The organism is Streptacidiphilus melanogenes, assembly GCF_000787835.1.
Taxonomy (GTDB): domain Bacteria; phylum Actinomycetota; class Actinomycetes; order Streptomycetales; family Streptomycetaceae; genus Streptacidiphilus; species Streptacidiphilus melanogenes.
Map to the genome: position 1 here is coordinate 21448 of NZ_BBPP01000015.1, position 22456 is coordinate 43903.

The window sequence follows — 22456 nt, forward strand, 5'->3', positions numbered from 1 at the left end:
TCCTATCCGGTCGTGCCCGCGTCGCCGGGAGGCATTCCATGGAGAACGAAGGCGAGGCTCGATTGTTCATGTCCCAGCACCGAGGTCATGTGGTGATCGCGCCCGACAAGTTCAAGGGCAGTCTCACCGCCGCGGAGGCCGCGGACCGTATCGCGGCCGGGGTGCGGCGTGCCGTGCCGGGCGTCGAGGTCCGGGCCCTGCCCGTCGCCGACGGCGGCGAGGGGACGGTGGCCGCGGCCGTGGCCGCGGGCTTCCGTGCGGTGCCCGTCAAGGTCGCCGGTCCGACCGGCGAGCCGGTCGCGGCGGTGCTGGCCGTGCAGGGGGAGACGGCGGTCGTCGAGGCGGCCCAGGCCAGCGGCCTGCAGCTGCTGCCGGGCGGCGTCAAGGCGCCGCTGACCGCCTCCAGCCACGGCACCGGTGAGCTGATCCGCAAGGCGCTCGAACTGGGCTGCCGCAAGCTGGTGCTCGGCCTCGGGGGAGTGGCCTGCACGGACGGTGGCGCGGGGATGGTCCAGGCACTGGGCCTGCGGCTGCTGGACGCGGACGGCGCGGAGCTGCCGTCCGGGGGCGCGGCGCTGGCACGGCTGGCGTCGATCGACCCGGGTCCCCTCGCGGACACCCTCAGCGGTGTGGAGGTCGTCGTCGCGAGCGACGTCGACAACCCGCTGCTGGGCGAGCGCGGCGCGCCCGCGGTCTACGGGCCGCAGAAGGGCGCGACGCCCGAGGACGTGGCCGAGCTGGACGCGGCCCTGGCCCACTGGGCCGACCATGTCGCCGCCCTGACGGGCAGCGACCTGCGCGAGACGCCGGGCGCGGGTGCGGCCGGCGGTCTGGGCTTCGGGGCGATGGCGCTGCTGGGCGCCACGCTGCGGCCGGGGATCGCGTTGCTGCTGGAACTTCTGGGTTTCGACCAGGCGGTGCGGGGAGCCCGTCTGGTCGTGACCGGCGAAGGCTGCCTTGACGTGCAGACCCTGCACGGCAAGGCGCCCGCCGGAGTCGCCGACGCGGCGGCCGGGCATGGCGTCCCGGTCGCGGCGGTGTCGGGCCTGCTGGAGCTGAGCGAGGCGCAGTGGCGCGCCGCGGGGTTCGTCGCCGCGCTCTCGCTCGTCGAGCTGGCCGGCCCGGACGGCGACAGCATCACCCGCGCCGGGGAACTGGCCGAGTTGGCTGGGGAGCGGCTCGCGCGCATGTTCCTCGGCGCGGAGTGAAGCTTTCTTCGTACGTTCAACCGATTTCGCCGCTGGGCATCGCTTCAACAAGTAGTTGAAAGAAACCGTTGACGTTTTGTTGAAGCGAAGCCTAATCTCACGGCAGCCCGATCAGGAGGCCCGAGTTGACCAAGGTGTTCCGTTCCCGACGCGCCGTCCTCCCGGACGGTGAGCGAGCCGCCGACGTGGTCGTGAGCGAGGGGCGGATCGTCGAGGTCCTGGCCTACGGCGAGGGCGAGGGCGAGCTCGTCGACCTCGGCGAGCTCACGCTCCTGCCCGGCCTGGTCGACTCCCACGTCCACGTGAACGAGCCGGGCCGCACCGAGTGGGAGGGCTTCGCCACCGCCACCCGCGCCGCTGCGGCAGGCGGTGTGACCACCATCGTCGACATGCCGCTCAACTCCATCCCGCCGACCACGACGGTCGTGGGCCTGGAGGCCAAGCGCAAGGTCGCCGAGGGCCGGCTCTTCGTCGACACCGGCCTGTGGGGCGGCGCGATCCCGGGCAACACCGGCGACCTCGCCGAGCTCCACGAAGCGGGCGTCTTCGGCTTCAAGAGCTTCCTCGCCCCCTCCGGCGTCGACGAGTTCCCGCACCTGAACCGCGAGCAGCTCGAGGAAGCCCTCACCGAGCAGGCCCGGATGGGGGCCCTTTCGATCATCCACGCCGAGGACCCCCGGATCCTGGACGAGGCCCCGCACACGCCCGGCCCCGCCTACGCCGACTTCCTCGCCTCCCGGCCCGACGACGCCGAGGCCGTCGCCGTCGCCGGACTGCTGGAGATCGCGCGCCGCACGGGCGCGCGCGTCCACATCCTGCACGTCTCCTCCGCCGCCGTGCTGCCCCTGCTGCGCGAGGCCCGCGCCGCCGGCGTGCGGGTGACGGCCGAGACCTGCCCCCACTACCTGACGCTGGCCGCCGAGCAGGTCCCCTCCGGTGACACCGCGTTCAAGTGCTGCCCCCCGATCCGCAGCGAGGCCAACCGCGACCTGCTCTGGGAGGCGCTCGCCGCAGGCGAGTTCATCGCGGTCGTCTCCGACCACTCGCCCTCCACGCCGGAGCTCAAGCACCTGCCGAGCCTCGGCGGGGACGGCGACTTCGCCGCCGCCTGGGGCGGGATCGCCTCGCTGCAGCTCGGCCTGCCGGCCATCTGGACCGAGGCCCGCCACCGCGGCCACAGCCTTTCCGACGTCGTCCGCTGGATGTCCGCCGGGCCCGCCGCGCTCGTGGGCCTCGCGACCAAGGGCGCCATCGCCGCAGGCATGGACGCCGACCTGGTGGCCTTCGACCCGGACGCCGCGTTCACCGTGGACCCGTCCGGGCTGCACCACCGCCACCCCGTGACCCCTTACGCAGGCCGCTCGCTTTCCGGCGTCGTCCGCACCACCTGGCTCCGCGGTGAGCCGGTGGACGTGGACGGCACCCCGAACGGCCGACTGCTGACCCGAGGAGAGAAGTGACCGACAGCCAGAAGCCCGCCGCCTTCACCGAGTTGGTCAACCTCGCCGCCCGGTCGCTGGGTGCGGGCGTGATCGCCGCCAACGACGAGCTGTTCGCTGAGAAGGAGAACCTGCTCGTCGCCAAGCCAGCCGAGTTCCGGCCGCACACCTTCGGCCACAAGGGCCAGATCATGGACGGCTGGGAGACCCGTCGCCGTCGTGGGGCGGGCGCCGAGGAGCCGCACCCGACCGACGACGACCACGACTGGGCCATCGTGCGCCTGGGCGTGCCCGGTGTCATCCGGGGCGTCATCGTCGACACCGCGCACTTCACCGGCAACTACCCCGAGACCGGCTCGGTCGAGGCCGCGTCCGTCCCCGGCAACCCCTCGCCGGAGGAGGTCGAAGCCGCGGAGTGGACCGAGATTGTGCCGCGCACGCCCCTCAAGGGCGACACCGCGCACGAGTTCGCCGTCGACGTGGAGCAGCGCTTCACCCACGTACGTCTCAACATATGGCCGGACGGCGGAGTCGCCCGTCTGCGCGTGCACGGCGAGGTCGTCGCCGATCCGCGCGACCTGGACGGCCTCACCTTCGACCTGGCCGCCCAGGAGTTCGGCGGCGTCGCCACCGGGGCTTCCGACCGGTACTTCTCCTCCCCGCACAACCTCAATTCCCTGGGCCGGGCGGCCGTGATGGGTGAGGGCTGGGAGACGCGGCGCCGCCGCAACAAGGACAACGACTGGGTCGAGCTCGACCTGGTCGGCGAGGGCGAGGTGCTGGCCGTCGAGATCGACACCACCCACTTCGTCGCCAACTGCCCCGGCTGGGCGTCCGTCTCGGGCCGCTCCGCCGCGACCGGCGAGTGGATCGCGCTGCTGCCGCGCACCCGGCTCCAGCCCGACACCCGCCACCGCGTCCGGGTCGCCCCGAGCGAGCCGGTCACCGCGGCCCGCCTGGACGTCTACCCGGACGGCGGCATCGCCCGGCTGCGGCTCACCGGCCGCCTGACCGAGGCCGGCCGCGCCGCGCACGCGCTGCGCTGGCTGAACCTGCTGCCGGCCTTCGAGGCCGAACAGGCGCTCACCGACGCGGGCCTGACGGTGGGTGAGGCGCGCACGCTGACGGCCGCCCGCCCGCTGGCGGACGGCGCGGCCGTCCGTACCGCCGAGGCCGCGCTCGTACCGGCCGACACCCCCGACGGCGCGGAGAGCTCGCGTCGCCGGGCCGCGATCTGGCGGCTGCTGGGAGTCTGACGCCCGCCGACGGCCCTCCTCCCAGCGGTCGCCCTTCAAACACCACCGGCGTGCGGATGGTGCTGTGCGTTCGGCCCGCCACCTCGATGTGTGGCTGAGCGCGCAGCTGCGGCGGAGCCGCACATCAACTCCGCCTCGCGCCCCTAGGTAGTGCAACGTCCCCTTGACCCGTCACCAGCGCTCTGCGCCGTTCCGAGGTACCTCCATGTCGAAAATCCTGACCACCGAGTCCGGCGCGCCCGTCGCCGACAACCAGAACTCCGCACAGGCCGGCATCGGCGGTCCGCTGCTGATCCAGGACCAGCAGCTGATCGAGAAGCTTGCCCGGTTCAACCGCGAGCGCATCCCGGAGCGCATCGTCCACGCCCGCGGCTCCGGCGCGCACGGCTACTTCGAGGTGACCGACGACGTCACCCCCTTCACCCGGGCGGCGTTCCTGAACACCGTCGGCAAGCGCACCGACCTGTTCCTGCGCTTCTCGACCGTGGCCGGCAACCTCGGTGCGGCCGACGCGGTGCGCGACCCGCGCGGCTTCGCGGTGAAGTTCTACACCGAGGAGGGCAACTACGACCTCGTCGGCAACAACACCCCGGTGTTCTTCATCAAGGACCCGATCAAGTTCCCGGACTTCATCCACTCGCAGAAGCGCGACCCGTTCACCGGCACGGGCGAGGCCGACAACGTGTGGGACTACTGGTCCTACTCGCCCGAGTCGCTGCACCAGATCACCTGGCTCTTCGGCGACCGCGGCATCCCGGCCTCCTACCGCCACATGAACGGCTACGGCTCCCACACGTACCAGTGGGTGGCCGAGGACGGCTCCGCCTACTGGGTGAAGTACCACTTCAAGACCAACCAGGGCATCCGCTGCCTGGACGCCGGTCAGGCCGCCGAGCTGGCGGGCCAGGACCCGGACAGCCACCAGCGCGACCTGCACCAGGCCATCGAGCGTGGCATCTTCCCGAGCTGGACCGTCTACGTGCAGCTGATGCCGGTCGCCGAGGCCGCCGACTACAGGTTCAACCCGTTCGACCTGACCAAGGTCTGGCCGCACGCCGACCACCCGCTGCAGCGCGTCGGCCGCCTGGTGCTCAACCGCAACCCGGAGAACGTCTTCGCCGAGGTCGAGCAGGCCGCCTTCTCGCCGAACAACTTCGTGCCCGGCATCGGCCCGTCCCCGGACAAGATGCTCCAGGGCCGTCTGTTCGCCTACGCCGACGCGCACCGCTACCGCCTGGGCGTCAACCACACCCAGCTGGCGATCAACGCGCCGAAGGCGACCGAGGCGGACAACTACGGCCGCGACGGCTACGGCGCGGTCAACGCCGGCGGCCGGGCCAAGAACTACGAGCCGAACTCCTACGACGGCCCGCGTCAGACGGACGCCGCGCTGTCCGCCCCGACGGCCGTCTCCGGCTGGACCGGCACGCACAGCGCCGCCCAGCACGCCAAGGACGACGACTTCTTCCAGGCCGGTGAGCTCTACCGGCTGATGTCGGACGCCGAGAAGGAGCGCCTGGTCGCCAACCTGGCCGGCTCCCTCGGCTCGGTCACCCGTGACGACGTGGTCGAGCGCGTCCTGCCGTTCTTCCACGCCGCGGACGCCGACTACGGCAAGCGCCTCGAGGCCGCCGTCAAGGCGCTGCGGGCCGAGGCGGAGTGAAGGGTGGACGCCCGGACACCACGCGGCTCCGCCGCATGGAGGAGGGGCGCCCGCCGGTAACGGAGCCGAGGCGGAGCGGCGCAGAAGGCCCAGCCGTCCGCAACGCCGACGAGAGCTGACTCCCTTCGCAGCTCGCGTCACCCTCCGCGCGTGCCGCCACCGGTTCCGGTGGCGGCACGCGCGCGTTGGTAGAAGAGTGTGCGGCGAAGGGGGGTCACGCTTCGGAGGAGAGGCATGTCCACGACCACCAAGCCCTACGCACCGGGCACCCCGTGTTGGGTCGACCTGATGGCCAAGGACCAGCAGGCCGCGCTGGACTTCTACAAGGACGTTTTCGGCTGGGCGGGCGTGCCGGGCCCGGCCGAGTTCGGCGGCTACGCCGTCATGGAGCTGGGCGGCCGTGCGGTCTGCGGCATCGGCCCGGCGATGGCCCCCGAGGGGCAGCCCGAGCCGCCGCACGTCTGGACCACCTACCTGGCCAGCGACGACGCCGACGCGACGGCCAAGAAGGTCAAGGACGCGCACGGCACCGTCCTGTTCGAGCCGATGGACGTCGGCAACCTCGGCCGGATGTTCGTCGCCTCGGACCCGACCGGCGCGGTCTTCGGGGTCTGGGGCCACAAGGAGTTCTTCGGCGCGGTGGCCGTCAACGAGCCCGGCGCGCTGACCTGGAACGAGTGCAACACCCGCGACGTGCCGGCCGCCGCCGCGTTCTACCAGGCGGCCCTGGGCCTGAAGGCCGAACCGGCCGAGCAGATGCCGGGCTACTTCGGCCTGGAGGCCGGGGGCCGGACGGTCGGCGGTCTGCAGGACATGGCCGACAACTTCCCGGCCCAGGTGCCGCCGCACTGGATGGCGTGGTTCGCCGTCGACGACACCGATGCGACGGTCGATGCAGCCGTCAAGCGCGGGGCTACCGTCGTCGTCCCGCCGATGGATATTCCGCCGGGGCGGATGGCGGGTATCCAGGACCCGTGGGGAGCGGTGTTCTGCGTGCTCAAGCTGGCGGAGCAGCCGTCCTGACACCCCCGCGCGGGCGTCCTCGGACGCCGCTCGAACACTGCGTAACCCATGCTCACCAGGCCGGCTGACGGCTAGTCTGGTGGGCATGGCTGCGCGGAACCACAACCCCCGGAGCTCCGTGGAACGTGCCCTGCGACTGCTCGAGGCCGTCGACCGACGCGGCTTCGGCGCCAGGGCGGACGAGCTGGCCGAGGAGGTCAAGCTCCCGGCCGACCACGCCCGGCGTCTGCTGCGTTCGCTCGTGCGCGAGGGATACCTGGAGCGGCTTGAGGACGGCGCGTATGTCCTGGGCGGCGCGCTCGCGATGCTGGGGCAGGCCAACCGGGAGCAGCTGGTGCAGTCCCGCCTGGTCGCCAAGATGGCGTCGCTCCGCGACGAGCTGGGTGCGGCGGTGTACTTCAGCCGCTACGCCGACGGCGAGGTGACGGTGCAGGCCGTGGTGGACGGCCCGCTGACGCCGAGCGTCCACGAGTGGGTCGACTTCCGCGCCACCGGGCACGCGAGCGCGATCGGCAAGTGCCTGCTGGCGCAGCTCGACCACGACGCCCGCCGTGACCACCTCGCCCGTCATCCGGCGGCCCGCTTCACCTCCCGCACCGACGTCGACACCGGCGCGCTGCTCCAGCGCCTGGACCGGCACCCGACCACGGTCCCGATGCTGGACCTGCAGGAGTACGCGATCGGCACGGTCTGCGCCGCCGTCCCGGTGACGGCCGGCACGACGGTCGGCTGCCTCGCCTTCTCCCTCCCGGTCGAGGAGGCGTACCGCCTCAAGGAGACGGCGGAGACGATGGCGGCGAAGGCCGCGCCGGTGCTGCTCGCGCTCACGGTCTGAGGCCTTTCGGGCACTCTCGGCGCACTCTTGACACCCCAGATTGGTCTACGCCAATATCCATTGGTCCGTACCAATTCGAGTGGGTGCGCCATGCCGTCGGCGCGACCGGGGGAGGGCCTGTCGATGAGTCCCAGCCGCCACGTCCGGACCAGCCAGGAGCTGCGGCGTCTCGCCCTCTCCGTGCTCCAGCCGGGATTCGCCGGGACCGTGGCGCCGGACTGGGTGCTGCGGGCCATCGGTGACGGACTGTCATCCGTGGTGCTCTTCGCCCGGAACATCGCCACGCCCGAGCAGGTCGCCCGGCTCGCGGCCGGGCTGCGCGCGGAGAACCCCGAACTGATCATCGCGATCGACGAGGAGGCGGGCGACGTGACCCGCCTGGAGTCCTGGACCGGCTCCACCCGTCCCGGCAACTTCGCGCTCGGGGCCGTCGACGACCTGGAGCTCACCGAGTCCGTCGCCCGCGACATCGGCCGAGAGCTGCACGCGGCCGGGGTGAGCCTCGACTACGCGCCCAGCGCCGACGTCAACTCCAACCCCCGCAACCCTGTCATCGGCGTCCGCTCCTTCGGGGCCGGGCCGGACCTGGTCGCCCGCCACACGGCCGCCTGGATCCGCGGGCTCCAGGCTTCGGGCGTGGCCGCCTGCGCCAAGCACTTCCCCGGGCACGGCGACACCGCCGTCGACTCCCACCTCGGGCTGCCCAGCTACGAGGCGTCCGTGGCGGAGATCGCCGCGACCGCCCTGCCGCCCTTCCGCGCGGCGCTGGAGGCGGGCGTGCGGGTGGTCATGACGGGGCATCTGCTCGTCCCCGCCTACGACGCAGAGCATCCGGCGACGCTCAGCCGGGCGATCGTCACGGACCTGCTCCGCGGCGAGCTCGGCTTCGACGGGCTGGTGGTCACCGACGCGATCGAGATGGGCGCCGTCGCCGACCGCTACGGCATCGGCGGCGCCGCGGTGGCGGCGATCGCCGCAGGCTGCGACGCCGTCTGCACCGGCGGCGAGCGCGCCGACGCGGGGATGGTCGACCTGCTGGCGGGCACGCTGCTGGAGGCGGTCGCCGCCGGGGAGTTGAGCGAGGAGCGGCTGCGCGGGGCGGCCGACCGGGTTCGCGGGTTCGCGGCCTGGTCCACCGGTCTGGGGCAGGCCGTGCCCACCGACGCGATCCGCGGCGACATCGGCTTCGCCGCGGCCCGACGCGCGATCCGCCTCAGCGGCGCGGTGGACCGGTCGCTGCCGATCCCGGCCGCCCCGCACGTGGCCGAGCTGGTCCCGACGACCAATCTGGCGATCGGCAAGGAGACGCCCTGGGGCGTCGCCGCCCCGCTGCGCGAACGCATGCCCGGAACCACCTTCGTCCGCGTGCACGCCTCGCAACTCACCCCCGACGCAGGGGTGCTGGACGAACTGGTGCTGAAGCCGGCCGTCGGCCGGCCGCTCGTCGTGGTGGTCCGCGACGCCTCCCGGCACGACTGGATGGGCTGCGCACTCGCCCGGCTGGTCCGCGCCCGGGAGGACGCGATCGTGGTGGAGATGGGGTTGCCCGGCGCGGAGCGGCCGGGTGCGGTCCACATCGTCACCCACGGGGCGACCACCGCCTCGGGCGTGGCCGCCGCGGAGGCACTCCTCGCGCGGCGGCCGGCCTAGCCGACCGGGGCTTGGGTCGGACGTGGTGGGGGACGCGCCCTTGCCGGGACGCGTGGTGGGACACCCGGGCCCGGCAGACGGGCGACCGCGTGGGACCGGGCTTCGGCGGGGGTCTCCGCCGAAGCCCGGGGTGGTCAGGGGTCGTGCGGCGGGGCCGCAGGCGGTTGCGGGCTCAGCGGCAGTCGGTGACGTGGTCCTCGGTCACGTACCCGTGGTCGGCGCGGATCAGGTGGTCGTAGCAGGCGCCGGTGTCGGTGGTGCCGGTGAAGTGCTCGGAGTCCTGACCGTCGGCCGCCGTGGTGACCCCGTTCGTGCGGGCGAGCACGCCGGAGGCGTCGACGAGGTCACGGCTGAATCCGACCGTGCGCCAGTGGCCGCCCTGGCCGACGCTGTCGGTCAGGATGCGGCCCTGGTGGACGGTGGCGGACAGGGAGTAGTTGTCGCCGTCGGTGTACAGCGGGACGTCGGAGTCGACGGTGATCGGGTAGTCCCAGCTGTGCCTCGCCGCCGTTGCGCGCCCGTGCTCCGGCGTCGTGGTCACGACGGTCGTGCCGTTCTCACGCTGGGACATCACCTGCTTCTGCCCGCCGCTGGAGACGGCGTCGGTGTTGAGGTAGCCCGCCTGCTGCGTGACCGTGGTGCGGACGCGTCCGGCGGAGGTGTCCAGCCAGCCCGAGGTGGTCCACGAACGGTGCGCGCTGACCCGGACGTCGACCAGGTCGCCCGCGCCGGGTGTCTCCGTGGTTGTGACGGAGGGGCTGAGCGAGAGGGTGTCCTCGGTGAGTGCGCCGCTGGTCCGCGCGGCGTGGTGGTCGGTGTCGAGGAAGAGCGTGCTGTCCACGGTCCAGCCGTCGGCGGCGCCGTAGGGGGTGATCGTGAAGGTGTGCGGCCTGCCGTCCACCAGCAGCCCGGCGAAGGGCGTCAGGTCCAGGTCGTAGGCCTGCGTGACGAACTGGTCCACGGCCGGGATGGGCCGCCACAGCGTCGGCACGATGCCGCCGGAGTAGACGACGGGGTACGGCTGGGCGATCCCGGCGGGGCGACCGTCGACGGACACCTGCACCTCGCGGTAGGAGCCGCCACCGCAGAGGTAGTCGGGGTACTTGTTCGCCAGGTCCGTCGGCACCGAGTCGAACCACTGCTCGTCGCAGCCGCCGCCCCGGGCGTAGACCTCCATCCGCACGCCGGTGAGGTTGCGCGGCAGGGTGACCGTCTTCGAGGACGACTGGCCGGGGTTCAGGTAGGTCCAGCCGGCGTCGGTGGTCGAGGCGGAGAGCGGCAGCACCTGGTCGGCGGTGTGCGCGGGCGGGTTGCGGTGGTCGGCCTGGTAGTACGTCAGCGTCAGCTTCATGTGGTAGACGCCGGTGTAGGTGGAGTTGACCACGTTGCCGAGCGAGACCGCGATCGGCTGCTGCTCGCGCAGCAACGGGATGAACGCGCTGACGTCCTTCTCCAGCGACCAGCTGATGCCCTGCTGGGTCGGCTCGGGCGTGCTGGTGCGCAGCACCTCCGCGCCGCCGATCCACACCCCCGCGAGCCGGTCGTACTGCCGTCCCTGCACGCTGCCGGACCAGTTCAGCACGACCTTGCTCCACGGCCCGGGACAGTCGGCCGGCGGCGTCACCGTCCCGCTCCACGCGGGGGAGGAGATGGTGTTGCCGAAGTCGTACTGCATCTCCGTGACGGTGCAGTGGTGCGTGTCCGGCTGGCTCACCGGGGGCAGTGCGGTGACCGGGTTCTGATAGTTCGTCTCGATCTGCCCCTGGTCGGCCTGGGCCGTCCCCGTCCCGAGCAGGGCGGCACAGAGCAGGGCCGCCGTTCCGAGCACGCCTGCGGCGCGCATGCGCATGGGTTCCCCTCCCGTCGATCTTGACTGGGTGGTACGGGAGGACCCTGGCACCCCTACGCGGGGAGGCACAAGAGGGCGTCGGCGTGCGGTCGTCTGTGGCATGGCTGTGACAGGCGGCTCACGAAGTTGTGGATCTTCGAGGGATACAACTGTGACGAACACTGACGAACATCGGGGAATCACATGCGCACCACGTCACGCTTCATCGTCACCGCCGCGACCGCCCTGACGGCCGGTCTCGCGTTGACCGCCTGCGGCAGCTCCGCCGCCTCGTCCGCGGCGGCCGGCTCCGCCTCGCCGGTCGCCTCCGGCGGGACGGCCGTCGCGACGGCCGCAGCGAGCGCCGGCGCCGGCGCCGGTGCGACCTCCGGCGGTACCACGGGCGGTGCGACCGGCGGTGCCGACGGCGGTTCCACGGGCGGCACCAGCGTCTCCGCGGCGAAGCACTGCACCGTCGCCGACGTGAAGCTCACCGTGCAGGGCCCGACCGCGCACGCCTCCGAGCAGCAGCCGGCCACGGCGAGCATCCACGCGGTCAACACCTCGGGCCACAGCTGCACCCTGACCGGCTTCCCCGGCGTGCGGCTCGCCGACGACCAGGGCAAGTCCTCCCCGATCGACGCGGTGCGCCGCCAGGGCGTCCAGAGCGACCAGGTGACCCTCGCCGCGGGCGCCACGGCCACCGCCGACCTGCTCTACAGCGACGTGAACAGCCAGGGCTCCGCCTCCGGCCGCCTGGTGTGCGCGGTGACCGGCTCGAAGGTCGCGGTCATCCTCCCGAACACCACCCAGCAGGTGAAGGTGCCGGTCAGCGGCGGCGTCGACAACGGCACCCTCAACGTCTGCGGCGAGCTGACGGTCGACCCCTTCGCGGGCGTGCAGGACTGACCTGCCGTCAGCCCATCTCCTCCAGGGTCTTGCCCTTGGTCTCGGGGACGAAGCGCAGCACGAACGGGACCGAGAGCAGGGCGAAGGCCGCGTAGATCACGTACGTGGCCGTCAGGTTCCAGCCCGACAGGCTCGGGAAGCTCGCGGTGATGGCCCAGTTGGCGATCCACTGGGCCGCCGCCGCGACGCCCAGCGCGGCGGCGCGGATGCGGTTCGGGAACATCTCGCCGAGCATGACCCAGACCACCACGCCCCAGGACATGGCGAAGAAGAAGACGAAGGCGTGCGCCGCGACCAGCGCCACCACGCCCTGCGCGTGCGGCAGTGTGCCGCCGTGCAGCCAGGAGAAGGCCCACGCCTCGAGCGCCAGGGCGACGGTCATGCCGACGGAGCCGATCAGCGCCAGCGGCTTGCGGCCGATCCGGTCGACCAGCACGATCGCCACGACGGTGCCGACGATGTTGATGATCGACGTCGTGAACGAGTAGAAGAACGACGAGCTGGGGTCGACGCCCACCGACTGCCACAGCGTGGAGCTGTAGTAGAAGGCCACGTTGATGCCGACCAGCTGCTGGAACACCGACAGCCCGATGCCGACCCACACCACCGGCAGCAGCCCGAATCGGCCGCCGAGCAGGTCGCGGAAGGTGGACCGGTGCTCGCTGCGCATGGCCGCGTCGATCTGGGCGACGCGCGCGTCAAGGTCCGTGCCCGGGCCCTCGACCTCGGCGATGACGGCCTTGGCGCGGTCGATCCGGCCGGCGGAGATCAAAAAGCGCGGGGACTCAGGGATCGCGAAGGACAGCAGGCCGTAGAGCGCGGCCGGGACCACCATCACGCCGAGCATGACCTGCCAGGCCTCCAGGCCCAGCAGGTGGCCGCGCTGGTCGCCGTGGGCGGCCTGCAGGATGCCCCAGTTGACGAGCTGTGAGATCGCGATGCCGACCACGATCGCCGCCTGCTGGAAGGAGCCGAGCCGGCCCCGGTAGGCGGGCGGGGCGACCTCGGCGATGTAGGCGGGGCCGATCACCGACGCCATGCCGATGCCGATGCCGCCCAGGGTGCGCCACAGCACCAGGTCCCACAGCGAGAACGGCAGCGCGGAGCCGACGGCGCTGATCGTGAACAAGGCGGCGGCGATCTGCATCACCCGGATCCGGCCGATCCGGTCGGCCGTCCGCCCGGCCAGCGCCGCGCCGATCGCGCTGCCGATCAGCGCGACGGCCACGACCTGCGCCAGCTCGGCCGAGCCCACGTGGTACCGGTGCTGGATCGCGGTGACCGCCCCGTTGATCACGGAGCTGTCGTAGCCGAAGAGGAAACCGCCCATGGCGGCCGCGGCGGTGATGAAGATGACGTGGCCCAGGTTGTCCGACGGCGCGGCCTTCCCGGGCGCAAGAGTGGTGGTCACGTTGCGCTCCTGAAGAACAAGGTCAACGTGCCGACCATATGCCTTTAGGTTGTTAAGTCAAAACCGCCTGAAATGCGGGTCAGCCTTGCCAGTATGTCTTCAGTTATTGAAGTCAAGCGATACGACGTGGCTCCTCGGCCGTCGACCGCAGGTCATGGTGGATCGGGCCGTCGTGGGCGCTGAGCGGGAGGCAGCCGCCGCCGCGCCGGTGCGCCACGATCTCGGCGGCGACGGCCACGGCCGTCTCCTCCGGGGTGCGCGCGCCGAGGTCCAGGCCGATAGGGGAGCGCAGCCGTGTCAGCTCCACCTCGGTCAGGCCCGCCTCACGCAGGCGGTCGAGCCGCTCGTGGTGGGTGCGGCGCGAGCCCATCGCGCCGACGAAGCCGAGCGGCATCCGCAGGGCGCGCTCCAGCAGCGGGATGTCGAACTTGGCGTCATGGGTCAGCACGCACAGCGCGGTCCGCGCGTCGAGGCGACCGGCCGCCGCCTCGGTGTCGAGGTAGCGGTGCGGCCACTGGACGACCACGCGGTCCGCCTCCGGGAAGCGGCGCTCGGTGGCGAAGACCGGACGGGCGTCGCACACCGTCACCTCGTAGCCGAGGAACTTGCCGACCCGGGCCACCGCGCCCGCGAAGTCGATGGCCCCGAAGACGATCATGCGCGGCGCGGGCGCGTAGGACTCGACGAAGAACACCGCCGCCGCATCGGAGTTGGGGTCGCACGGGCGGCCGTCCAGCGCGAGCGTGAGCCCGCCGGTGCGGCCGGCGTCGAGCATCGCGCGGGCCTGGCGGACCGCGGCGTCCTCGAGCAGCGGCGAGGAGAAGCTGCCGTGGTGGGTGTCGCCGGTGACGGCGACGGTCCGGCCGAGCAGGTCGGCCGGACCGCGGACGCAGCGCACCAGCGCCACCGGCGTGCCCGAATGGACGTAGGCGATGCCCGCGTCCATGCCGTCGGACGCGCCCGGGACGACCGGCTGCACGAAGACGTCGATGATCCCGCCGCAGGTGAGGCCCACCGCGAAGGCGTCCTCGTCGCTGTAGCCGAAGCGGTGCAGCACCGGCTCGCCGCTCGCCAGCGCCTCCTGGCACAGCTCGTAGACGGCGCCCTCGACACAGCCGCCGGAGACGGATCCCACGGCCTCGCCGTCCGCGTCCACAGCCAGTGCGGCGCCCGGGTCGCGCGGGGCGCTCCCGGACACGGCGACGACGGTGGCCACGGCGAAGGGGCGACCGGCGGCGTGCCAGGTGGCGAGCTGCTCGGCGATGTCCTGCATGGGAGGCGCTCCTTCGTACGGGTTGCTACGGGTGGTGCCGGGCCGCCCCCGGGTGGAGGGCGGCCCGGCCTCGGCTCAGTGGACCCCGAGCCAGAGCTTGATCGGATGAAGTGCGAAGTAAACGAGGAAGACCGCGGTCAGACCCCACATCAGCACGCCCGGCTCGCGCCAGCGGCCACGTCCGGCCTTGATGGCGCAGTAGGCGATGACGCCCGCGCCGACGCCGGCGGTGATCGAGTAGGTGAACGGCATCAGGGCGATGGTGAGGAAGGCGGGGATCGCCACCTCGCGGTCGGCCCACTCGATGTGGCGGGCCTGGGCCAGCATCATCGAGCCGATGACGACCAGCGCGGCCGCCGCGACCTGGCCGGGCACCATGCCGGCCAGCGGGGTGAAGAACAGCATCGCCGCGAAGACCAGACCGGTCACGACGCTGGAGAAACCGGTGCGCGCGCCCTCGCCGACGCCGGTCGCCGACTCGATGAAGACCGTCTGCCCGGAGGCTCCGGCCACACCGCCGATGATGCCGCCGGTGCCGTCGACGAACAGCGCCTTGGACAGGCCGGGCATCCGGCCCTGCTCGTCGGCCAGCCCGGCCTCGGTGCCGATGCCGATGATGGTCGCCATCGCGTCGAAGAAGCCGGCCAGGACCAGCGCGAAGACGGCGAACCCGGCGCTGAGCGCGCCCATGCCCTTGCTGCCGAACGCGCCGAACAGGTCGATGTGCCCGAAGAGCCCGAAGTCCGGTGAGGCGACCGGGTTCCCGGGCCACTTCGGCACCGAGATGCCCCAGGTGGCGTCGGGGATGTTCAGCGCGGCGTTGAGGATCAGCGACAGCACGGTGCCGACGACGATGCCGATCAGGATCGCGCCCGGGACCTTGCGGGTCTGCAGGATGAAGATGGTCAGCAGGGTGATCGCGAAGATCAGCACCGGCCAGCCCTGCAGGTTGTCGCTGACGCCCAGCTGGAGCGGGGTGTCGGTGTGGGCGGCGTCCGGGATGCGCGACACGAAGCCGGCGTTGACCAGGCCGATGAGCGCGATGAACAGGCCGATCCCGATGGTGATGGCGTGCTTGAGCGCCATCGGGATGCCGTTCATGATCTTCTCGCGCAGGCCGGTGACGACCAGCAGCACGATCGCGGCGCCGTAGATGACACAGAGTCCCATGGCCTGGGGCCAGGTCACATGAGGGACCATCACCGCGGCGAGGGTGTTCGAGACGCTCAGACCGGCTGCCGCGGCGAGCGGCGCGTTGCCGACGACGCCGAGCAGGATGGTCGTGATCGCCGCGGCGACGGCCGTGGCGGTGGTGACCTGCGCGTGGCTGAGATGGTGCCCGTTCACGTCCGGAACGGACAGGATGATCGGGTTCAGCAGCAGGATGTACGCCATCGCCATGAAGGTGGTCAGACCACCTCGGACCTCGCCCGCGATGGTGGATCCTCGGGCGGAGATCTTGAAGAAGCTGTCGATGACGTTCTTCGGCTTCGGCGTGGGTCTGTTGGGGTCGGACGGAGAGACGCTGGGTTCCGTGGAGATCTGGGTCACGGTTCCACTCCCAAGTTTCGAAGGGGGTTGGGGTGGGGCGGCCGGCCTGGGTGACCCGCTAGGTGGGGATTCAGGGGACGGTGCGGCGCGCTTTACTGATGGTGCTGCCGGTGTGTCACGGGCCTCGGCGAAGGCGTCGTGCCGGCTGGTGCGGGGTACATCGTTTTCTTTCTGTGGTGCTTTTTTGGTGCGTTGGGATGACCCCGGGGCGGGGGCGGGAAGACCTGACATGGCTGTCCCCGCCCCGGGGTGGTCTGTGAGGTCCCGTTACTCCCCGGTGCCCGTCAGGTGCTCCGGCCGGACCGGTACCCGGTTCAGCGCGAGACCCGTGGCCTGGCGGATGGCCGCGACGACGGCCGGGGTGGACGAGAGGGTCGGCGCCTCGCCGACGCCGCGCAGCCCGTAGGGGGCGTGCTCGTCGGCGAGTTCGAGGACCTCCACCGGCATGGGCGGGGTGTCCAGGATGGTCGGGATCAGGTAGTCGGTGAAGGACGGGTTCCTGACCTTGCCGTCCTTGACGACGATCTCCTCCATGACCGCGAGGCCCAGCCCCTGGGTGGAGCCGCCCTGGATCTGGCCGACCACGGAGAGCGGGTTGAGGGCCTTGCCCACGTCCTGGGCGGCGGCCAGCTCGACCACCTTGACCAGGCCCAGCTCCACGTCCACGTCCACCACGGCGCGGTGGGCGCAGAAGGTGTACTGGACGTGGCCGAAGCCCTGGCCGGTCTCCTTGTCGAAGGGGACGGTCGGTCGGTGGTGGTGCTCGCGGGTCAGGTCGATGGCGCTGTCGCCGAGCAGGTCCGCGATCGGGACCAGCGCGCCGGCGGAGGCCGAGACGACCTTGCCGCCGACCAGCGACAGGTCGTTGTAGTCCCAGCCGTAGCGCTTGCGGCCGAGGGCGACCAGCTCGTTGCGCACCGCCTCGCAGGCCAGCTTGACGGCGCCGCCGGTCATGTACGTCTGCCGCGACGCGGAGGTCGAACCGGCCGAGCCCACCTCGGTGTTGGCGGGGTGGATGGTGACCTGCTCGACGCCGAGCTCGGTGCGGGCGATCTGGCCGTGGACGGTGACGCCGCCCTGGCCGACCTCGGCCATGGCCGTGTGCACCATGGCGACCGGCTCACCGCCGATGACCTCCAGGCGGACCCGGGCGGTCGAGTAGTCGTCGAAGCCCTCGGAGAAGCCGACGTTCTTGATGCCGACCGCGTAGCCGACGCCGCGCACGATGCCCTCGCCGTGCGAGGTGTTGGACAGCGCACCGGGGATGTCACGGACGTCCAGGTGCGTGGTGTCCAGCGCAGGCGGCAGCGGCAGTGCCTTGACGCGGCGCAGCAGATCGGCGACCGGGGCCGGGGCGTCGATCTCCTGGCCGGTCGGCATGATGGAGCCCTGCTCCACCGCGTTGATCTGACGCAGCTCCACCGGGTCCATGTTCAGCTCGGCGGCCAGCTTGTCCATCTGCGCCTCGTAGGCGAAGCAGGCCTGGACCGCGCCGAAGCCGCGCATCGCGCCGCAGGACGGGTTGTTGGAGTAGAGCGCGACCGCGAGCATGTTGACGTTCGGCACCTCGTAGGGGCCCATGCCCAGCGAGGCCGCGTTGCCGACGACCGCGGGGGAGGCGGAGGCGTAGGCGCCGCCGTCCAGCACGATGCGGGCGTCGCAGTAGACGAGCTTGCCGTCGCGGGTCGCGCCGTGCTCGTAGCTGAGCTTGGCCGGGTGACGGTGCACGTGCCCGAAGAAGGACTCCTCGCGGGAGTACACGATCTTGACAGGCTTTCCGGTGCGCTGCGCCAGCAGGCAGGCGTGGATCTGCATGGACAGGTCCTCGCGGCCGCCGAAGGCGCCGCCGACACCGGCGAGGGTGAGCCGGACCTTGTTCTCCGGCAGCCCGAGCACCGGCGCGATCTGCTCGCGGTCCACGTGCAGCCACTGGGTGGCGATGTAGAGGTCGACGCCGCCGTCCTCGGCGGGCACCGCCAGGCCGGACTCCGGGCCGAGGAACGCCTGGTCCTGCATGCCGACCACGTAGTCGCCCTTGATGACGACGTCGGCGAGTGCGCGCACCTCGTCGGTGACGCCCTGGCCGTACACCACCTTCTGCGAGTGGACGACGTTGCCGGAGGCGTGGCCCTTGTACTCGGCCGGCTCGTGCACGTACCCGTACGTCTCCGGGTCGAGGCACTGCTCCTCGGTGGTGATGGTCGGCAGGATCTCGTACTCGACCTTGATCTTGGCGAGCGCGCGGCGGGCCGTCTCCGGGTGGTCGGCGGCCACGATGGCGATCGCCTCGCCGTGGTAGCGGATCTTGCCCATGGCCAGCGCCGGCTGGTCCTTGATCTCCAGGCCGTAGAACTTGGAGCCCGGGATGTCCTCGTAGGTCATCACGGCCTCGACGCCGGGGTGCCTGACCGCCTCGGTGATGTCCACAGAGACGATCTTGGCGTGGGCGTGCGGGGAACGGAGCGCCATGCCCCAGAGCATGTTCTCGTGCCACATGTCGGAGGAGTAGGCGAACTCGCCCTTGACCTTCAGGATGCCGTCCGGGCGCAGCGGCGAGCCGCCGATGCCGTCGGGATGGGCGGTGGTGATGCCCTGGAGGTTCTTCTCGGTGCGGATCGTGCTCACTGCGACACCTCCGAGCTCGAACACTTGCGGGCCGAGGCGAGACGGACGGCGTCCATGATCTTCTCGTAACCGGTGCAGCGGCACAGGTTGCCGGAGAGCGCCTCGCGGATGTCGTTGTCGCTGGGCTGCGGGTTGCGCTCCAGCAGGTCGTGGGACTGCACCAGCAGCCCCGGGGTGCAGAAGCCGCACTGCACGGCGCCCGCGTCGACGAAGGCCTGCTGCACGTCGTCCAGGCCGCCCTCCGGGTCGGCCAGGCCCTCGACGGTGCGGACCTCGCGGTCCTGCACCTGGCCGGCCGCGACCAGACAGGAGCAGACCGGGGCCCCGTCGAGGTAGACGGTGCAACTGCCGCACTCGCCCTGCTCGCACGCGTTCTTGGAACCCGGCAGGCCCAGACGCTCGCGCAGCATGAACAGGAGGCTCTCGCCCTCCCAGACGTCGTCCGCCTCGACCTCGCGGCCGTTGGCGGTGAAGGTCACCCTCATGCTGCGCTCCTCAGGGACTGCGTGTACTCGTTCCAGGTCCAGGTCAGGGTCCGCCGGGCCATGACCGCCAGCGCGTGGCGGCGGTAGGCGGCGGTCCCGCGGACGTCGTCGATCGGGGACGCGGCGGCGGCGACCAGTTCGCCGAAGCGCTGGATGGCGGCCGGGCCGATCAGGCCGCCGGACTGCCACAGGCCGCGGTCGGCCAGCTCGCCCGCGATGAACTCCTCGGCTTCCACGGCGCGCCGCGGCGTCGGGGCGGCCGAGCCGATGCCGGTGCCGACCGTGCCGTTCTTGGGGTGCAGCGCGATGCCGAAGGCGCACACCGCGATGACCATCGCGTTGCGGGTGCCGATCTTCGAGAACTGCTGCGGGCCGTCGGCGACGGGGATGCGGACGGCGCGGATCAGCTCGTCCGGTTCCAGGCTGTTGCGCTTGACGCCGACGTAGAACTCGTCGATCGGGATCAGCCGGGTGCCGCGTACCGACTCGGCCTCGACGAGGACGTCACGGCCGGCGGCGAGCAGCGCGGGGTGGGCGTCACCGGCGGGCGAGGCGCCGCCCAGGTTGCCGCCGACGCTGCCGCGGTTGCGGATCTGGGGGGACCCGACGGTGTTGCCGGCCAGGGAGAGGCCCGGCAGCTCGGTGCTCAGTTCGCGGGTGATCCGGGCGTAGGGGACCGCGGCTCCGAGCCGGATCACCTCGCCCTCCTGGCCCTCGAAACGGCCGGACTCCCATGCGGTCAGCTCGCTGATCCGGTTCAGGTCCAACAGGGCGGACGGGCGGTGACGGTCGAAGTTGAGCTCGACCATCACGTCCGTGCCGCCGGAGATCGGCAGTGCGGACGGGTGCTCGGCCTTCGCCGCGAGTGCCTCGTCCCAAGTGGCGGGCCGCAGGAACTCCATGCGGGTGACTCCTTCGGTGGGTACGACGAGCTATGCGTGGGGAGGTACAAGGGGAGGTGTGAGCAGTACACAATTCGCAGGTGGTGTGCCGTCAGTCACTGATGGCATGAGCTGCGCCGCCGAGCCCACCCGGATGGCTGTACGTTTCTCCAACGGGTGGCGAACGGCACGCGGACTGCGGATGGAGCCCGCGGGGCTGTTCTCCGCTCGCGAACAGGGCGGGCGCGGCTGCCACCCCTGGTCGTAGTGTCTGACCCGTGACAGAGCCCACGGCTAACCCGTTCCTGCAGCCCAGTGCCCTCCCCTTCGAGCTCCCGCCGTTCGCGGAGATCGAGGAGGCCCACTACCTGCCCGCCTTCGAGGCCGGCATGGCCGAGCAGCTCGCCGAGATCGACGACATCACGGCGAACCCCGAAGCTGCGACCTTCGAGAACACCCTCGTCGCCCTCGAGCGCACCGGTCAGCTGCTGCGCCGGGTGAGTCTGGTGTTCTTCAACAAAGTCTCCTCCGATTCCACGCCCACGCTGCGTGAACTCGACACCGAGATCACCCCGCGCCTGGCCGCGCACACCGACGCGATCCAGCTCGACCCCGCTCTCTTCGCCCGCATCGACGCCGTGCACGCGCGCCGCGAGGAGCTCGACCTCGACCACGCCGACCTGCGTCTGCTGGACCGCTGGCACTCCCGCTTCGTCCGCGGCGGCGCCCGCCTCGACGAGCCCGGCCAGGCCCGCCTGCGCGAGCTCAACGCCGAACTGGCCTCCCTCGGCGCCAGCTTCGAGACCAACCTGTTCGCCGCGACCCGCGCCGCCGCCCTGGTCCTCGACACTGCCGAGGAGCTGGACGGCCTCCCGGACGGCGAGGTCGCCGCCGCCGCGGAGAACGCCAAGGCGCTGGGCCACGACGGCAAGTACGTACTCAGCCTGAAGAGCTTCACCAACCAGACCGAGCTGGCCTCGCTCACCGATCCGTCGCTCCGCAGCCGCCTGCTCGACGCCTCCCTCGCCCGCGGCCTCGCCGAGAACGGCCCGCTCGCCGTCCGCATGGCGGAGCTGCGCGCCGAGCGCGCCCGGCTGCTCGGCTTCCCCTCGCACGCCGCGTACGAGGTCGCCGACCAGACGGCGGGCACCACCGACGCCGTCGAGTCGATGCTCGGCCGCCTGGTCGCCCCCGCCGTCGCCAACGCCGACCGCGAGGGCGCGGCGCTTGCCGCGTCCGCAGGTGTGCCGAGCGTCGCGGCGGCGGACTGGCAGTACCTCTCCGAGCGGGTCCGCCAGGAGCGCTACGAGGTGGACGGCGCGCAGATGCGCCCCTACCTGGAGCTCGAGTCCGTCCTGCACCGCGGCGTCTTCCACGCCGCGGGCCTGGTCTACGGCCTCACCTTCCACGCGCGGGAGGACCTCACCGCCCACCACCTGGACGCGCGCGTCTTCGAGGTCCGCGAGGCCGACGGCAGGCCGATCGGCCTGTACATCGGCGACTTCTTCGCCCGCGAGTCCAAGCGCGGCGGCGCGTGGATGACGGAGTACGTCCAGCAGTCGCACCTGCTCGGCCAGCTGCCGGTGGTCACCAACAACCTCAACATCGCCAAGCCCCCGGCGGGCGAGCCGGCCCTGCTCAGCTGGGACGAGGTGCGCACCCTGTTCCACGAGTTCGGCCACGCGCTGCACGGCCTCTTCTCCGATGTGAAGTACCCGTCGCAGTACATGGAGGTGCCGCGGGACTTCATCGAGTACCCCTCGCAGGTCAACGAGATGTGGCAGGAGTGGCCCGAGGTCCTGCAGAACTACGCCCGCCACGTCGACACCGGCGAGCCGATGTCCCCCGAGCTGGTCGCCCGGGTCCGCGAGGCGCAGAACTTCGGCGAGGGCTTCCGCACCGTCGAGCAGCTGGCTGCGACGCTGCTGGACTGGGCCTGGCACACCACCCCCGAGGGTGAGGGCGCGGGCGACGCCGCCGCGTTCGAGGCGGCGGCGCTGGAGCGGTACGGCCTGGCCCACCCGTCCATCCCGCCGCGCTACCGCACCGGCTACTTCGCCCACGTCTTCGCGGGCGGCTACTACGCCGCGGGCTACTACGGCTACATCTGGTCCGAGGTCCTGGACGCGGACACGGTGGAGTGGTTCAAGGAGTCCGACCGCCCGGTCCGCGAGAGCGGCGAGATCTTCCGCCGCACGCTGCTCAGCCCCGGCGGCAGCGCGGACCCCCTCACCGCCTTCGCCGCGTTCCGCGGCCGCGCCCCGGAGATCCAGCCCCTCCTGGCCCGCCGCGGGCTCGAAGGCTGAGTTTCGCTCTCACGGGCCGTTGCCCTCTGCCAGGGCGCGGGGAACTGCGCGACAGGCCACCCTGAGTGGCAGGTCGCTCAGCGAGCAGGGCCATCCACGCAGGGTGGTTGCTC

At 71.9% G+C, this 22456-nt stretch carries 15 protein-coding genes and 1 pseudogene; 9 read left to right on the plus strand and 7 right to left on the minus strand.

What is annotated here, in order from left to right:
• Nucleotides 1-38: 38 nt before the first annotated feature.
• The 7 genes and pseudogenes from TR49_RS17960 (at nt 39) to TR49_RS17990 (ending at nt 9074) form a co-directional block, all read left to right on the plus strand.
• Nucleotides 39-1208: a glycerate kinase gene (locus TR49_RS17960; RefSeq protein ID WP_152627329.1), complete on the plus strand. Its 1170-nt coding sequence runs from the start codon at nt 39-41 to the stop codon at nt 1206-1208.
• 125 nt (nt 1209-1333) lie between these two features.
• Nucleotides 1334-2668 carry an allantoinase AllB gene (gene allB, locus TR49_RS17965; RefSeq protein ID WP_236653417.1) on the plus strand — a complete coding sequence of 445 codons (1335 nt, stop codon included), beginning with the start codon at nt 1334-1336 and terminating at the stop codon, nt 2666-2668.
• A pseudogene (gene alc, locus TR49_RS17970) lies at nt 2665-3690 on the plus strand (allantoicase); the annotation flags it as partial. The gene allB and the pseudogene alc, both read left to right, overlap by 4 nt.
• A gap of 418 nt (nt 3691-4108) precedes the next feature.
• Nucleotides 4109-5566, plus strand: a complete 1458-nt coding sequence (locus TR49_RS17975) for a catalase (RefSeq protein WP_042382920.1) — start codon at nt 4109-4111, stop codon at nt 5564-5566.
• A gap of 234 nt (nt 5567-5800) precedes the next feature.
• Nucleotides 5801-6589 (plus strand): VOC family protein, encoded by a 789-nt coding sequence (locus TR49_RS17980; RefSeq protein ID WP_042382921.1) that lies wholly within the window; start codon nt 5801-5803, stop codon nt 6587-6589.
• 85 nt (nt 6590-6674) lie between these two features.
• Nucleotides 6675-7424 (plus strand): IclR family transcriptional regulator, encoded by a 750-nt coding sequence (locus tag TR49_RS17985; protein WP_042382923.1) that lies wholly within the window; start codon nt 6675-6677, stop codon nt 7422-7424.
• Nucleotides 7425-7547: 123 nt separating this feature from the next.
• Nucleotides 7548-9074 (plus strand): glycoside hydrolase family 3 protein, encoded by a 1527-nt coding sequence (locus TR49_RS17990; protein WP_042382924.1) that lies wholly within the window; start codon nt 7548-7550, stop codon nt 9072-9074.
• A gap of 172 nt (nt 9075-9246) precedes the next feature.
• Here the strand turns inward: TR49_RS17990 and TR49_RS17995 are convergent, their stop codons facing one another.
• Complete coding sequence (locus tag TR49_RS17995) at nt 9247-10923, minus strand: peptide-N4-asparagine amidase (protein WP_052434391.1); 1677 nt, start codon at nt 10921-10923, stop codon at nt 9247-9249.
• A 183-nt stretch (nt 10924-11106) separates the two neighbouring features.
• Between TR49_RS17995 and TR49_RS18000 the strand changes: the two genes are divergently transcribed.
• The gene (locus tag TR49_RS18000; protein ID WP_042382925.1) at nt 11107-11811 is read left to right on the plus strand and encodes a DUF4232 domain-containing protein; all 705 of its coding nucleotides are present in this window, start codon (nt 11107-11109) and stop codon (nt 11809-11811) included.
• 7 nt (nt 11812-11818) lie between these two features.
• On the opposite strand, the gene TR49_RS18005 is transcribed toward TR49_RS18000, so the two are convergent.
• The 6 genes from TR49_RS18005 to TR49_RS18030 all read right to left on the minus strand — a co-directional run bounded on the left by TR49_RS18005 (nt 11819) and on the right by TR49_RS18030 (nt 20058).
• A complete protein-coding gene (locus TR49_RS18005) occupies nt 11819-13222 on the minus strand; it encodes a sugar porter family MFS transporter (protein ID WP_042382927.1) in 1404 nt (467 codons plus the stop codon).
• Nucleotides 13223-13334: 112 nt separating this feature from the next.
• The gene (locus TR49_RS18010; protein ID WP_042382928.1) at nt 13335-14495 is read right to left on the minus strand and encodes an XdhC family protein; all 1161 of its coding nucleotides are present in this window, start codon (nt 14493-14495) and stop codon (nt 13335-13337) included.
• Nucleotides 14496-14570: 75 nt separating this feature from the next.
• On the minus strand, nt 14571-16046 hold the full coding sequence (locus tag TR49_RS18015) for an NCS2 family permease (RefSeq protein ID WP_042382930.1): 1476 nt from the start codon (nt 16044-16046) through the stop codon (nt 14571-14573).
• Between the two features lie 267 nt (nt 16047-16313).
• On the minus strand, nt 16314-18671 hold the full coding sequence (pucD, locus tag TR49_RS18020) for a xanthine dehydrogenase subunit D (protein ID WP_439654109.1): 2358 nt from the start codon (nt 18669-18671) through the stop codon (nt 16314-16316).
• A complete protein-coding gene (locus TR49_RS18025; RefSeq protein WP_042382931.1) occupies nt 18668-19156 on the minus strand; it encodes a (2Fe-2S)-binding protein in 489 nt (162 codons plus the stop codon). Before TR49_RS18025 ends, pucD begins: the two co-directional genes overlap by 4 nt.
• On the minus strand, nt 19153-20058 hold the full coding sequence (locus tag TR49_RS18030) for an FAD binding domain-containing protein (RefSeq protein ID WP_042382932.1): 906 nt from the start codon (nt 20056-20058) through the stop codon (nt 19153-19155). The genes TR49_RS18025 and TR49_RS18030 overlap by 4 nt, the downstream gene beginning before the upstream one ends.
• Before the next feature lie 257 nt (nt 20059-20315).
• Here TR49_RS18030 and TR49_RS18035 point away from each other — a divergent pair, with 257 nt between their 5' ends.
• Nucleotides 20316-22343: a M3 family metallopeptidase gene (locus tag TR49_RS18035; protein ID WP_042382933.1), complete on the plus strand. Its 2028-nt coding sequence runs from the start codon at nt 20316-20318 to the stop codon at nt 22341-22343.
• The last annotated feature ends 113 nt before the right edge of the window (nt 22344-22456 follow it).

Coding starts and splice junctions, on each gene's coding strand:
- TR49_RS17985 (WP_042382923.1), top strand. CDS start 6,675: ATGGCTGCGCGGAACCACAACCCCCGGAGCTCCGTGGAACGTGCCCTG.
- TR49_RS17995 (WP_052434391.1), bottom strand. CDS start 10,923: ATGCGCATGCGCGCCGCAGGCGTGCTCGGAACGGCGGCCCTGCTCTGT.
- TR49_RS17980 (WP_042382921.1), top strand. CDS start 5,801: ATGTCCACGACCACCAAGCCCTACGCACCGGGCACCCCGTGTTGGGTC.
- TR49_RS18000 (WP_042382925.1), top strand. CDS start 11,107: ATGCGCACCACGTCACGCTTCATCGTCACCGCCGCGACCGCCCTGACG.
- TR49_RS17960 (WP_152627329.1), top strand. CDS start 39: ATGGAGAACGAAGGCGAGGCTCGATTGTTCATGTCCCAGCACCGAGGT.
- TR49_RS17975 (WP_042382920.1), top strand. CDS start 4,109: ATGTCGAAAATCCTGACCACCGAGTCCGGCGCGCCCGTCGCCGACAAC.
- TR49_RS18025 (WP_042382931.1), bottom strand. CDS start 19,156: ATGAGGGTGACCTTCACCGCCAACGGCCGCGAGGTCGAGGCGGACGAC.
- TR49_RS18030 (WP_042382932.1), bottom strand. CDS start 20,058: ATGGAGTTCCTGCGGCCCGCCACTTGGGACGAGGCACTCGCGGCGAAG.
- TR49_RS17990 (WP_042382924.1), top strand. CDS start 7,548: ATGAGTCCCAGCCGCCACGTCCGGACCAGCCAGGAGCTGCGGCGTCTC.
- TR49_RS18010 (WP_042382928.1), bottom strand. CDS start 14,495: ATGCAGGACATCGCCGAGCAGCTCGCCACCTGGCACGCCGCCGGTCGC.